Source organism: Streptomyces sp. SID5464 (assembly GCF_009862985.1).
GTDB lineage: Bacteria > Actinomycetota > Actinomycetes > Streptomycetales > Streptomycetaceae > Streptomyces > Streptomyces chartreusis_D.
This window is the reverse complement of sequence record NZ_WWIQ01000074.1, coordinates 22,467-35,110: the sequence shown is the minus strand read 5'-3', so window position 1 is coordinate 35,110 and position 12,644 is coordinate 22,467. Positions and strand designations below refer to the sequence as shown.

Annotated in this window: 10 protein-coding genes and 1 riboswitch; of the genes, 6 read left to right on the top strand and 4 right to left on the bottom strand. The window is 71.9% G+C overall.

Annotated elements, in window-relative coordinates; translation table 11 throughout:
- Positions 1-65: 65 nt before the first annotated feature.
- From GTY47_RS35895 to GTY47_RS35880, 4 genes are all read left to right on the top strand, one after another.
- A complete protein-coding gene (locus GTY47_RS35895; RefSeq protein WP_231911240.1) occupies positions 66-2,201 on the top strand; it encodes a lipopolysaccharide biosynthesis protein in 2,136 nt (711 codons plus the stop codon).
- A gap of 197 nt (positions 2,202-2,398) precedes the next feature.
- Complete coding sequence (locus GTY47_RS35890) at positions 2,399-4,213, top strand: hypothetical protein (RefSeq protein ID WP_010041501.1); 1,815 nt, start codon at positions 2,399-2,401, stop codon at positions 4,211-4,213.
- Positions 4,210-4,650, top strand: a complete 441-nt coding sequence (locus tag GTY47_RS35885; RefSeq protein ID WP_010041499.1) for a hypothetical protein — start codon at positions 4,210-4,212, stop codon at positions 4,648-4,650. The genes GTY47_RS35890 and GTY47_RS35885 overlap by 4 nt, the downstream gene beginning before the upstream one ends.
- Positions 4,651-4,778: 128 nt before the next feature.
- The gene (locus GTY47_RS35880) at positions 4,779-5,798 is read left to right on the top strand and encodes a glycosyl hydrolase (RefSeq protein WP_010041497.1); all 1,020 of its coding nucleotides are present in this window, start codon (positions 4,779-4,781) and stop codon (positions 5,796-5,798) included.
- A 4-nt stretch (positions 5,799-5,802) separates the two neighbouring features.
- On the opposite strand, the gene GTY47_RS35875 is transcribed toward GTY47_RS35880, so the two are convergent.
- From GTY47_RS35875 to GTY47_RS35865, 3 genes are all read right to left on the bottom strand, one after another.
- On the bottom strand, positions 5,803-6,558 hold the full coding sequence (locus tag GTY47_RS35875; protein ID WP_010041495.1) for a polysaccharide deacetylase family protein: 756 nt from the start codon (positions 6,556-6,558) through the stop codon (positions 5,803-5,805).
- Between the two features lie 143 nt (positions 6,559-6,701).
- On the bottom strand, positions 6,702-8,009 hold the full coding sequence (locus GTY47_RS35870) for a glycosyltransferase (RefSeq protein ID WP_010041493.1): 1,308 nt from the start codon (positions 8,007-8,009) through the stop codon (positions 6,702-6,704).
- A 37-nt stretch (positions 8,010-8,046) separates the two neighbouring features.
- Complete coding sequence (locus GTY47_RS35865; protein WP_029181278.1) at positions 8,047-9,117, bottom strand: GNAT family N-acetyltransferase; 1,071 nt, start codon at positions 9,115-9,117, stop codon at positions 8,047-8,049.
- 186 nt (positions 9,118-9,303) lie between these two features.
- On the opposite strand from GTY47_RS35865, the gene GTY47_RS35860 reads away from it, so the two are divergent.
- Positions 9,304-10,152 carry a Cof-type HAD-IIB family hydrolase gene (locus GTY47_RS35860; RefSeq protein ID WP_010041490.1) on the top strand — a complete coding sequence of 283 codons (849 nt, stop codon included), beginning with the start codon at positions 9,304-9,306 and terminating at the stop codon, positions 10,150-10,152.
- Here the strand turns inward: GTY47_RS35860 and GTY47_RS35855 are convergent.
- Positions 10,116-10,883 carry a LysM peptidoglycan-binding domain-containing protein gene (locus GTY47_RS35855; RefSeq protein WP_010041483.1) on the bottom strand — a complete coding sequence of 256 codons (768 nt, stop codon included), beginning with the start codon at positions 10,881-10,883 and terminating at the stop codon, positions 10,116-10,118. The genes GTY47_RS35860 and GTY47_RS35855 overlap by 37 nt on opposite strands.
- A 5-nt stretch (positions 10,884-10,888) precedes the next feature.
- Positions 10,889-11,063: riboswitch (cyclic di-AMP (ydaO/yuaA leader) on the bottom strand.
- Positions 11,064-11,565: 502 nt separating this feature from the next.
- On the opposite strand from GTY47_RS35855, the gene GTY47_RS35850 reads away from it, so the two are divergent.
- Positions 11,566-12,576 carry a polyprenyl synthetase family protein gene (locus tag GTY47_RS35850; RefSeq protein ID WP_010041481.1) on the top strand — a complete coding sequence of 337 codons (1,011 nt, stop codon included), beginning with the start codon at positions 11,566-11,568 and terminating at the stop codon, positions 12,574-12,576.
- Positions 12,577-12,644: the final 68 nt, after the last annotated feature.

Genomic DNA, 12,644 nt, shown 5'->3' with positions numbered 1-12,644 from the left:
GCGGACCGAAAACTGCCGTCGACGAGCACACGCACGACTCACTGTTCAAGAACGCCTACTTCCTCATGCTCAGCACCGGCGTGTCCGCCGTACTGGGCCTGGGGTTCTGGCTGGTGGCCGCCCGTTACTACTCCGAGGAGGCCGTCGGCCAGGGCTCCGCCGCCATCGCCGCGATGCGGCTGCTCGCCAGCATCACGGCGACGACGATGATCGGCGCCGTCGTCCGGTTCGTCCCGCGCGCGGGTCGCGAGACCGGACGCCTGGTGTGGGGCACGTACGCGGCCAGTTCGCTGGTCGTGGCGCTCGCCGCCGCCGTCTTCCTGCTCACGCTCGACGCGTGGGGAGCGTCGTACGCCCCACTGGGCACGCCCATGGCGGGAGCGGTGTTCGTCGCGGCGTGCGTGGCCTGGGCGCTGCTCACGCTCCAGGACGGAGTGCTCACCGGCCTGCGCAAGGCGGAGTGGGTGCCGGCCGGGAACGCGGTGTTCTCGGTCGGGAAACTCGCCCTGCTGGCCGTCTTCGCCGGCGCGCTGCCCGTCCTCGGCATCTTCGTCTCCTGGGCGGTGGCGATCGCCTTCTCCACGCTGCCGCTGGGCTGGCTGATCTTCCGCCGGCTCATCCCGCGCCAGGCCGAACTCGACCGCGACAAAGAGCCCCCGAAACTCCGCGACATGGGCCGCTTCCTGGCCGGGGACTCGCTGGGCGCGCTGTTCAGCCTGGCGATGATCAACCTGCTGCCGGTGATGGTCGCGGTCCGCTTCAGCGCCGCCGAGAACGGCTACTTCTACGTGGCGTACACCGTCGGCGGCACGATGGAGTTCATGGCCATCAACATGGCCTCGTCCCTCACCGCGCACGCCTCCCACGACCCCCGACAGCTCGCCGACGGCGTCCGGGGCGCGCTGCGGCGCATGACGCTGCTGCTGGTCCCGGTCGTGGCCGTGCTGGTCCTCTTCGCCCCGTACATCCTCACGCCCTTCAGCCCGGACTACGCCGAGCACGGCTCGACCGTGCTGCGGCTGCTCGCCCTCGGCGCGCTGCCCCGGGTGGTGGTGGAGCTGTACATCGGCGTACTGCGCGTGCAGGGGCGTACAGGGGTGCTCGCCGCGCTCCAAGGCGCCATGTGCGCCCTGGTGCTCGGCAGCGCGGCCGTGCTGTTCACCCCGGCCGGGATCGCGGGCGCCGGCTGGGCGGTGCTGCTGAGCATGACGCTGATCGCGGTCGTCTCCACGGCCGGGCTGCGAGCGGCACTGCGGCACAACGACAGCGCGCCCGCGGCCCGTACGCCCGCCGACCCCTCCTACGGCACCCGCTGGGCGAAGCTGAACGCCACCGCCGGGTACGGCACGACCTGGGCCCGCCGGGCGGCGTACCAGCCCAAGGACGGCGACGAGGACACGGTCACGCTCTTCATAGGGCGCCCAGGATACGAACGTGAGGCGCTCCAGGCGGACACGCTGGCGCTGATCGTGCGGCCGGAAGGGCCGGCCGGTGAGCCACCGCGCCACGAGGTCGCAAAACCGGCGGAACCGGACCAGGATCCGCAGGAGCGGCGGCTGAGAGGCGCCCTCTGGAGCCTGCTCGGTGTTGCCACCGTCTTCTTCTGGGCGCCGTTGCGCGACCTGCCCTGGCTCGACGGCGCCACCGAAGCGGCACTGACGGGACGTCAGCTGCTGGAGGGCCTGCCGCTGCCGTCGCTCACCGCGGGAGGTCTGCTGCTCGTGGTGTTCGTCGCCGCCGTCACGCTGTGCACCAGGCGCGACCCGTGGCTGCCCGGCACGGCGCTCTACGCCGCCCTGCTCGCCCTGTACGCCGCACCGGTCGCCCTCGGGCGGGAACCGCGGCCGGCGGACGGGGCGTTGTATGTGAAGACGGCCGGCTTCCTCGCGGACGCGGTCGGGCTCGACGGGCCCGAGCCGCTGCTCCGCTGGGCGCCGCCGGTCTGCCAGCTGCTGTGTCTCGTACCGCTGTGGCTGCTGCTCGCGAGCGCGGGCGGGCGGCTGACGTGGCCGGGGCGCTGGGGGGTTCTGTATCTCGTCGCGGTCGGCGGCTGGGTGTGGCGTGAGGCGCTCGCACCGGTCGCGCCGCCCCTGCTCGCCGTACTTGTCGTACTCGTCCTGCTCCTGCCGCTCTGCCGCCGTGCCGCGTCGGCCATGGGGCCAGGGCCCCGCAGAAGTCCGAACGGCCGACCCAGCGCCTGATCAAGCTCCAGAGCCGAACAGAGCCGAACCGCCAGGGGGGAACCACCGTGCGTCCGCCAGTAACTCCGAGGGAGAGATCCACGCCAGAACCCACACCGGCACGGGACGGCGCGAACACCCCCGGCAGCAGCCCCGAGACCTCCAGCCAGTCCTCCAGCCCCTCCTCCTCGGAGTCGTCGAGCCCCGCCCATGAGCCCGTGACGGATCTGTCCGACCTGCCCCCCGCCTGGTCCGGGCGGCGCGCGGTGGCCTGGCCCGGCGTTCCGCTGTTCGTCGCGCTCGCCCTGTGGGCGTACGCCGTGCGGCACACCGACGTCTCGCGGCTCGACGACTACGGGCTGGTCACCGCGCTGCACCCGGCCTTCTGGGCCGGCCTCGTGGTGCTCACCACCGGCTTCTGGTTCACGGTGCGCGATCCGCGCCGGCCGGGCGCCTGGGCCGCGGCCTACGTCCTCGGGCTGCTGGTGATGGAGCGGGCCACGCAGGCCGTGCTCTACCCGACCCCGCTGTACGCCTGGGCGTGGAAGCACGAGGCGGTCATCGACCATCTGCTGACGGCCGGCGGTCTGCAGACAGCCGACCAGGTCGGCGACATGGCGGTGTACGACCAGTGGCCCGGCTTCTTCGCCGCGCAGGCCGCCCTGATGCGGCTGCTGGGCGTGGACTCGGCGGCGATGTTCATGGCCTGGTGGCCCCTGGTCTCCAGCCTGATGCTGCTGCTCCCGCTGCTGCTGATCTACCGCACCTTCACCGAGGACCGGCGGCTGATCTGGACCGCGGTCTGGCTCTTCTACGTCGCCAACTGGGTCGGCCAGGACTACTTCTCCCCCCAGTCCGTGGCGTACGCGCTGCATGTCGGCGTCCTGGCCCTGGTCCTGCGCCGCTTCGGCCGGTCCGCGGTGCGGGGCGGGCGGCCCCGGCAGGCCGTGTGGACGGTGGTGCTCGTCGTCATGGTCGTGGCGATCGTCATCTCCCACCAGCTCACGCCGGGCATGCTGGTCGTCTGCCTGCTCGCGCTGTGCCTGAGCCGCCGCTACCGCGACTGGGTCCCGGTGGTCACGACCGTCGTGATCTTCCTGGCCTGGTGTCTGACGGCCGCGCTGCCCTTCCTGTCCGCGGCGATGCCGGACATGATCCGCTCCGTCGGTGACGTCGGCGCCAACGTGGAGACGGGGTACGGCGCCACGCCGACCGGCACCGGAGCGATCGCCACCTCCTGGGCGGCCCGGCTGCTGTCCGCGTCCGTCCTGCTGCTCGCGGCCTTCGGCGTCCTGCGCCAACGGGTGCTGCGGCACCGGGCCCGGCCCCTGCTGCTGATCGCCGCGGCCCCGCTGCCGATGTTCGCGGCGAGCAGCTACGGCAGCGAGATGATCTTCCGGGTGCTGCTGTTCATGCTGCCCGGCGCCGCGTTCTTCGCCGCCGCCGCGCTGCTGCCCAAGGTCCGCACGCTGGCCGCCGACGCCGCCGCGAAGGAGGCCGGCAGCCGGCAGGCCGCCCCCGGGAAGGCCCGGAGACGAGGGCTCGGCACCTGGGCCGGGCTGGCCGCGCTGCTCGGCGGAACCCTGGCGTTCGTCCCGGCCTACTCGGGCAAGGACCGGATCAACTACTTCCCGCCGCAGGAAGTGGCCCTCGTACGGCAGCTGTTCGACCAGGCGCCCGACGGCTCGCTGGTCGTGGCGGCCAACCGCAACTACCCGCTCGCGTACGCCTCCTACTGGCGTGTCGACCACTACTGGTTCCTGGACGACGCCCGCAGCCACGTCGACCGGATCGTCCGCAACCCGGCCGGCACGCTCGCCGGTGACATGGCCGGGGTCGAGCGGCCGGCCCGGGCCTACTTCCTGCTCACCCAGGGGCAGTCGGCCAACTCCGAGATGAACGGACAGCTCGACAAGGCGCAGCTGGACCGCATCCAGAAGTCCGTCGCCGCCTCACCACGCTTCCAGCTCGTGGCGGAGAACAGCGCGGGATGGCTCTACGTACTGAAGCAGGCCGGGGGAGCGGAGCGATGACACCGCAGGAACTCGTGGTCCGGATGCTGCCGCCGTTCGGCGGCTGGCTCGCGCTCGCCGCCCTCGCGCTGCCCGGCGGATCGCCGCTGCGGGGCGCCGCCGTCGCCCTCTTCCTGGCGGCGGGCCCGGGCACGGCCGTGGTCAGAATCTGCGCCCCCGCGCTGGGGGCGCGGCCCGCCGAGGGCCCCGTCGAGCACCGGGATCCGGACTTCGCCCGCCGCTCCGACCTCCTGGAGCGGCTGATGCTGGTGCTGTTCCTGAGCATCGGCGCGGTGATGCTCGTCGCGACCGTGCTGATCGCCGCACACGCCTTCAGCGCACAGCGGGTGCTGCTGACACTGACGCTGCTGACCACACTCGCCGCGTTCTGTCCGCCGCTGCGCGCCTCCCCGCCGCCGAGGACGACACCGAGGACACCGAAGGGTTCTGCTCAGTGAGGTTCAACCGTCCCCACCGTCCCTTTCGCCGCACACCGACTCCGACCGGGCAGCACCGCAGGAGGCCACAGCCACACGAGGAACAGCCGTCCGCCGGCCCGTTCACATCGAGCCGGCGCCGTCTGCTGATGACGTCCGCCACGGTCGTCAGCGCGGTCCTGGTCGGAGTGCTCGCCCTCCGGGACGCCTCCGGGCCGGACCCGGGAGCCGCCGGCTCCAAGGCGGACTGCCGCCCCACGGCGCTCCTGGAACCGCCCTGCGGCGCCTGGTTCGGGGCGTTCGTGCCGCACGAGCGGGACGACCTGCCGGAGAAGGTGCGCGCCTACGAGAAGCGCGTCGGCCGTGAACTCGACATCGTGTACACGTACCACGACATGTCCCTGCCCGAGGGCACCCGCCGCGAAGGCCAGCTGCTCACCCCCGAGGAGCAGCGCGTCGGCGAGGACCACCTGCTGCTGCTGTCCTGGGAGAGCAAGTGGTGGGGCGGCACCAAGGAGCAGCAGCCGACCTGGAAGCAGATCGCCTCCGGCGAGCTGGACAAGACCGTCATCGACGTCCAGGCCAGGCGCATCAAGGACTACGGCAAGAAGGTGTTCCTCTCCTTCGACCTGGAGATGGACACCCGCACCCCGGCCAACGGCACCCCCGCCGAGTACGTGAAGGCGTACCGGCACATCCACGACCGGTTCCGCGAACTGGGCGTCGACAACGTGGTGTGGACGTGGATCACCACCGGCTACCTCGACCACGCCGAGGAGATGAAGCGGATGTACCCCGGCGACGAGTACGTCGACTGGATCGGCTACAACCAGTACAACTACTACCACTGCCACAACACCGGCTGGCTCACCTTCGCGCAGACCCAGCACTCCGTGCACGACTGGATCCGCGCGAACATCTCCGACGACAAGCCGCTGATGCTCTCGGAGTTCGGCACCGCCGCGGACCCGGCCCGCCCGCAGCGGCAGGCCGAGTGGTACGCGCAGGTGCCCGGCGTGCTGAAGGGCCTGGACGGCGTCAAGGCCGCCCTCCAGTGGAACTACCGCGACCCCGGACCGCACTGCAACCTGGCCCTGGCGAACGACGCGGCCTGGAAGAGCCTGCGCAAGGCGGTCGCCGACCCGTACTTCAACCAGCCGCTGAAATGACCGCTCAGCCCGCGAACTCGGGTCCGTGCACCACGGCGCGGGCCCGCCGGTACCAACGCCAGGCGATCGTCTTCGGCCCGTCCCGGTACGGCGCGACCCGGGCGCCCGCACCCGCCAGCCAGCCCTCGACGTCGGCGACGGTGTGGGTACGCCGGACGATGAGCCGGGCGATGCGGTAGCGCTCGTCGCGGTCGGAGCTGAGCGCGTGCCGCACGGCGGTCGCCGTCTCGTAACCGGCCCGGGCCGACATCGCCCGCACGCGCGGGCTGTTGTAGCCGTGCGGATAGGCGAGATGACGGACCTCGTGCCCGAGGGCGTCCTCCAGCACCGCCTTCGACGAGCGCAGTTCGTACGCCAGGTCCTTGCCGGACAGCGTGTCGAGCTGCGCGTGCGTGACCGTGTGGCTGCCGATCTCCATGCCGTAACGTTCCAGCTCCGCCGCCCGGTCCAGGGTCATCATCGGCGCGGGCGGCAGCAGACTGCGGCCGCCCGGGGCGATGGCGCCGGTGGTGAGATAGGCGGTGGCGGGCAGCGCCCGCTCGGCAAGCGCCTCGGCGGTGGGGCCGGGCAGATCGGCGAAGCCGTCGTCGAAGGTGAGCAGCACGGGCCGGGGCGGCAGGGTCGCGCGCCCGGCCAGATGGTCGGCGATCGCGCTGATCGTGACGGGCGTACGGCCGCTGCGGACCACGGCGTCGAGATGCGCGGCGAACTGCTTCGGCGTGACCGTGAACTCGGCGATCCAGTCCGGCGGATCGTCCATCACGGAGTGGTACAGGAAGACCGGGATGGCCGGGGAGCCGACCGCACCCGGTGGCGATATCGGCCCCTCACCGTCCCGCGCACCCCGCTCCGCCCGGCCTCTGCCGTCCCCCCGCCCCTCACCACGCGCACGCGCCGACGTCCTCATCTCGCCCCCTGAACCCTCTGAACCCTCTGAACCCTCGCGCGCAGCGCCCGCCGCGCTCGCAGATATCCGACAGGCCCGTACACCATCCCCCGGCGCTGCAACCGCGACAGCCGCCGCGGCCACGGATGCGTCCGCGTGTCGTGGTCGCCCGGCGCCCCGCCACCCTCCGTGTCGCGTACGGCGGTCAGCGCGCGGGCGTGGGCGAGCCCCCGGGGCAGTTTCGCGAGGAACGCCGGCAGCAGCCCGGGGCGGTTCACGAGCACCGCGGTGAGGTAGGCGGTGAGTCCGGCGCCGTACCCGTAGGCCTGGGTCTCCAAGTCGCGCCAGGTCTCCCGGTGGTGGTGCCACACCAGTGCGGACGGGGTGTAGCGCAGCCGGTGGCCCTGGGCGAGGACGCGGACGAAGCCGTAGAGGTCGTCGCCGCCCCGGGCTGCCGTGCCGGCACCGGTGGCCGGGTCGAAACCGCCGACGGAACGCAGGACGGCCGTCCGGAAGGCCATGTTGGCACCGGAGCCGAACCGCCCCGCCGTGAACGGGAACAGCGGCTCGTCGCCCGGCGGACGCGCCGGGTCGTACGTCCTTGGAGTGAAGCCTTTCGCGAAGCCGCCGTGGCTCTCCAGCAGCACCTGGGCCGGGGTGGTCAGCCGCGCGGGCAGGATCAGCCCGGTGCTGCACCCGAGTCCGGGGTCGGCGGCGAAGGGCGCGGTCAGCTCGGTGAGCCAGCGCGGGTCGGCGACCACGTCGTCGTCGGTGAACGCGACGACCTCGCCCCGCGCGGCCGTGAGCCCCGTGTTGTGCGCGACCGCGAGGCCGGGCACCGGCTCGCAGACGTACCGCACGCGCTCGGCGTACTTCCGCTCGATCAGCTCCCGCGTCTCGCTCGTCACCGGGGCGTTGTCCACGACGACCACCTCGAACCGGGGATGGTCCTGCGCCAGCAGCGAGTCCAGTGCCCGGGCCAACTGCCCGGCACGCTCCCGGGTGGCGACGACGACACTCGTGTACGGCGGCTCCCCGGACTGCGACGCCCGGCCCGGCGACGCCGCGTCCGCACACTCCGCCCGCGCCCGCGCCGCGAGCACCGCCTTCGCGTCCGCCCCCTCCGGCACCCGCCCGAGCAGCGTCCCCACCGGCCGCCCGCCCCGCCTGACCAGTGCGAACACCTCGCCGTACGTCACCGGCGGGCTCCCCGGGCCCGGTCTGAGCACCGCCTCGTCACCGTCCAGGTCCAGCTCGGCGACCTGGACCGCCTCGATGTCCAGGAACCGCCGTATCTCCTCCTGCGCACGTGCCGAACGGGCCATGCGCCCTCCCCCCCCCTGTCGTCAGGTACGACTTGTGTCAGGTACGGCGCAGCCGAGCCGCGCTCTTCAGGGTCCGCGCGGCCAGCGCCGCGAGCCCGGGCCTGGCGCGGACGAAGCTGTGTGCGCGGCGCGCCGGCTCGCGGCTCAGCCAGTGCAGCGCCGCGCCCACCCCCGGGCGCGTCACCGCACCCTCGTACACGGGCAGTTCGCCCGTCTTCAACGCGTCCTTGTACTCGGCCGCGCCCCGCCCCAGATCGAGCATGCCGATGCCCTCGGCGGCCGCCGCCTCGGCCATGCGCAGGTGCAGCACCAGACCCGGCGAGTACTTCGCGCACTCCGGGTCGTAGGCCGGGAACCAGCAGGCCAGGACCGACGCCGAGCGCAGCCCGAAGTGCGCGGCCAGCGGGCGCTGGCCGGCGTACAGCACGGACAGCGTGCCGCTGCACTCCGGCGCCCGGGTCTCGGCCAGCCGCCCCACGAGCCGTGTGATCCACTCCTGGGCGAACCGGTCCCGGCGGCCCGTCCTGCGGTACTGCGCCGACTTCCATCCCATGAGCGTGCGCAGCGCGGCCGGCTCGCGCTCGTCGAACACGAACCGCAGCTCGCCGACCTGCCGGCCCAGCCTGCGCTCCTTGGCCAGGGTGGTCTTCAGGAACTTCGGCGACTGGGCGCGCAGCACCGACTCGTACGTCTCGTAGCCCTTCTCCACGTCGATGACGTAGGTGGCGTGCTCCTCGGCCGCGTACCGGACGAACAGCCGCTGCTCGGCCTCCAGGTTGTCGAAGGCGAAGCTGGACAGCGAGCAGCCCCGCAGCAGTTCGCCCGTGTCCAGACGCAGGCCGGGCCGCAGGATCGCGCCCTGCGCGTCCGAGACGCCCAGCCCGATCGCCCGGCCCTGCCCCAACGGGCCCCGCTCATGGGGCAGGAAGCCGGCCGGCTCCAGCCCCTCGTACACCACCGCGACCCGCGCCTGGGGCCTCACCAGGCCGACGGCTTCGGTGAACTCCGGTTCCATGAAGGGGTTGCGCGGTGTCTCCGCCGCCGCGCGCAGCGCGCGCCAACGCTCCTTCTCCCCCTCGCCGAGTTCCCCGGGCCCAGCCACACGCACACGTCCACTGCTCAACCCGACCCCCCGATCAAGTCCCCCCTGGACACTTGGAAGGTACCGCCCGAGACGGCCTCGACGGTAGGTAGCGGACCATGTTGTTGCCAACTGGTGCAGAGGCCTTCAACCGGGCAATCGGCGCCCGCCGCGCGATGAAACGAAAGGGCGCGCTGTCCGTATTCTCTGATCATGGCCGCACCCATCGCATATTCACTCATCGCCACCGACCTGGACGGGACGCTGCTGCGCGGCGACGACACCCTGTCCGACCGGTCCCTCGCCGCGCTCGCGCGGGTGGCGGACGCCGGTGCCCAGCACCTCGTGGTGACGGGCCGGCCGGCGCCGAGAGTGCGGCCGCTCCTGGACGACCTCGGCTGCACGGGGCTCGCGGTGTGCGGGCAGGGCGCGCAGGTGTACGACGCCGGCGCGGACCGGCTGCTGTGGTCCATCACCCTGGACCGGGAGCTGGCGGAGACCGCCCTCGGCAAGATCGAGGCCGAGGTGGGGCAGGTGTACGCCGCGGTCGACCAGGACGGGGTCGACGGGCTCACGCTCATCGAGCCGGGCTATCTCATGCCGCACCCGACCCTGCCGGCGGTACGGGTCGACCGGCGCGACGAGCTGTGGGGCGAGCCCATCAGCAAGGTGCTGCTGCGCCACCCCTACCTGACGGACGACGAGTTGGCGGCGACGGCCCGGTCGGTGGTCGGTTCACTGGCGACGGTGACCATGTCGGGGCCCGGCACGGTCGAACTCCAGCCGTGCGGGATCACCAAGGCGACGGGCCTGGCGCTGGCCGCCGAGCACCTGGGGCTGCGGCCGGCGGACACCGTCGCCTTCGGGGACATGCCCAACGACATCCCGATGTTCGACTGGGCCGCCCACGGCGTCGCCATGGCCAACGCCCATCCCGAACTCAAGGCCGTGGCCGACGAGATCACCCTGTCGAACGAGGACGACGGCATCGCCGTCGTCCTCGAACGACTGCTGGGCGGGACGGCTCAGTACGGGCCGTTGACGTTGTCGATCGAGCCGTAGCGGGCCGCCGCGTAGTTGCAGGCCGCCGTGATGTTGGCGACCGGGTCGAACGGGTCCCACGACGTGCCGTCCACGTGGTAGGCCTGGAAGGTCGGGTCGATGGTCTGGAGGAGACCCTTGGACGGGGTGCCGGCGGCGGCGTTCGAGTCCCAGTTGTTGATCGCCAGGGGGTTGCCGGACGACTCCCGCATGACGTTGCGGTAGATGCCGTCGTACGAACCCGGAATCCCCTTCTGCGCCATGATGTCCAGCGCCTCGCGGATCCAGCCGTCCAGGTTGTTGGCGTAGGTCTTCGCCGAGGCCTGGGTGGCCTGGGCGACGCCACCGGCGGGCTTCGCGGCCGGCTTGGCGGGGGCGGAGGCCTTGGTCGCCGTCTTCTTCACGGCGTCCGCCTTGGCCGTCTTCACCTTCAGCTTCAGACCCGGGTGGATCAGCTTCGGGTTGTCGCCGACGGCGGCGCGGTTGTCCTTGTAGAGCTGCTTCCAGCCGCCCGACACGTCGTATTTTTCCGCTATGCGGTAGAGCGTGTCGCCCTTGGTGACGGTGTACGTGAGGGACTTGGCGGGCTGGGCCGCCTGCGACACGGACTCTGCGCTCTGGGCCGGCTCGGCGGCGCTGGCGTGCGTCGCGCCGAGCAGCGGGAGGGTGAGTGCCGCTCCGCCGGTGCCGGCGGCCACGACGCGACGGGTGATCTGGCTGGTTCTGGGGCGACGGTGCTTGCCTCGGGGCATGGCGATGTTCCTCTCCGGCGCCTGCGAGGTGAGCTGTCGGGTTCGGGCCGGGAGGTGCCCGGCCGCCTACGGCGCTGTGTGCCGTACGCGGCTTCACCCCGAGCCGTTCCGCTGCGCGGACCGGCGACTTACCTGGGTCCCCCGCTCCTGCCCTGCGTGAGTGAGTCGGTTGTGGGGAGTCCGGGCGGCGGCAGGATTCGGCGTCCGCCGGACAGGCCCGGAACGTATGCGAGAGCACATGTCGGGAACAAGCGCCGGAGTCACATATCGAGGTGGTTGACCTTGGTCAGGGGGGAATGAGGTACTTGATCCTTTGCGGAAGCCAAGGCTCAACTCGCGTTCACCGGAAGGGGGTACGGGGCGCTGTCGGAGTGGGGTGTCGCGGGGGAAGACGTGATTGAACTCACTGATCACGAGTCCGTGGGGCAATTTCCATCAAGGGGAATTCGCTTACTCATTACGGCAAATCGTGCATAGTTCGCTACCTCCCGGTAAGTCGATAAATGTCTGCTCTTATGAGCTGATCGAAAACATAGCGGTCGTGATCGGATACCACCCGGCCTGTAACCCTGGGCGCTGGTGGTGATCGAAACGTGACCGGATACGCTGACTCGAGTGATGGCAGCGACCTATCGACAAACCGCGTAATCACCGGCAGACACCAGCAGACAGGAGACCCCTCGTGACCGACGTCGGGCCGTTCGGGCTGAGCGTGCGGGACCAGGCTCTGGAAGCCGATGTCCAGGCCGGGTTGGCGGCTGTCGAGGAAGGCTTGCTCGAGGCCACCAAGAGTGAGGTGCCCTTCATCACGGAGGCCGCCCAGCACCTGGTCCGGGCCGGCGGCAAGCGGTTCCGTCCGCTGCTCGTGATGCTCTCCGCCCAGTTCGGCGACCGGTACGCGCCCGGGATCGTGCCGTCGGCCGTCGTCGTGGAGCTGACCCACCTCGCCACGCTGTACCACGACGACGTGATGGACGAGGCCGCCGTGCGGCGCGGGGTGGCGAGTGCGAACGCCCGCTGGGGCAACTCCGTCGCGGTCCTCACCGGCGACTTCCTCTTCGCCCGCGCCTCGCACATCCTGGCCGACCTCGGCCCGGAGGCGGTGCGGGTGCAGGCCGAGGCGTTCGAGCGGCTGGTGACCGGGCAGATCCTGGAGACGGCCGGACCGCAGGACGGCCGCGACCCGGTCGAGCACTACCTGGACGTGCTGGGCGGCAAGACCGGCTCGCTGGTGGCGGTGTCGTGCCGGTTCGGCGCGATGATGTCCGGCGCCGACGACACGGTCGTGGACGTGCTGACCCAGTACGGCGAGCGGCTCGGCGTCGCCTTCCAGCTCGCGGACGACGTCCTGGACATCGCCTCCGACTCCCACGAGTCCGGCAAGACGCCCGGCACCGACCTGCGCGAGGGCATCCCCACGCTGCCGGTGCTGCGGCTGCGCGAGCGCGCGGCCCGGCTCGGGCTCGCGGACGACATCGCCCTGTGCGAGCTGCTGGACTCCGACCTCACCGACGACGACCGGCACGCCGAGGCCCTGCGCCTGCTGCGGGCCCACCCCGCGCTGGAACAGGCCCGGCGGGACACCGTCCGCTACGCCCAGGACGCCCGCTCGGCGCTGGCCCCGCTGCCCGAGTGCGCCGCGAAGACGGCGCTGGTGGAGCTGTCCGACGCGGTGGTGCACCGGGCCGGTTAGCCGGTCCTTCCCGTACGACCCCTACGGGTCGGGGGAGAAGCCGCGCTCTCGTGTCATACCGCAGCAGT

Excerpts from the sequence above, each read along its gene's own strand:
- GTY47_RS35895 (WP_231911240.1), top strand. The coding sequence starts at position 66 with ATGCTCAGCACCGGCGTGTCCGCCGTACTGGGCCTGGGGTTCTGGCTG.
- GTY47_RS35885 (WP_010041499.1), top strand. The coding sequence starts at position 4,210 with ATGACACCGCAGGAACTCGTGGTCCGGATGCTGCCGCCGTTCGGCGGC.
- GTY47_RS35880 (WP_010041497.1), top strand. The coding sequence starts at position 4,779 with ATGACGTCCGCCACGGTCGTCAGCGCGGTCCTGGTCGGAGTGCTCGCC.
- GTY47_RS35875 (WP_010041495.1), bottom strand. The coding sequence starts at position 6,558 with ATGGACGATCCGCCGGACTGGATCGCCGAGTTCACGGTCACGCCGAAG.
- GTY47_RS35870 (WP_010041493.1), bottom strand. The coding sequence starts at position 8,009 with ATGGCCCGTTCGGCACGTGCGCAGGAGGAGATACGGCGGTTCCTGGAC.
- GTY47_RS35860 (WP_010041490.1), top strand. The coding sequence starts at position 9,304 with ATGGCCGCACCCATCGCATATTCACTCATCGCCACCGACCTGGACGGG.
- GTY47_RS35855 (WP_010041483.1), bottom strand. The coding sequence starts at position 10,883 with ATGCCCCGAGGCAAGCACCGTCGCCCCAGAACCAGCCAGATCACCCGT.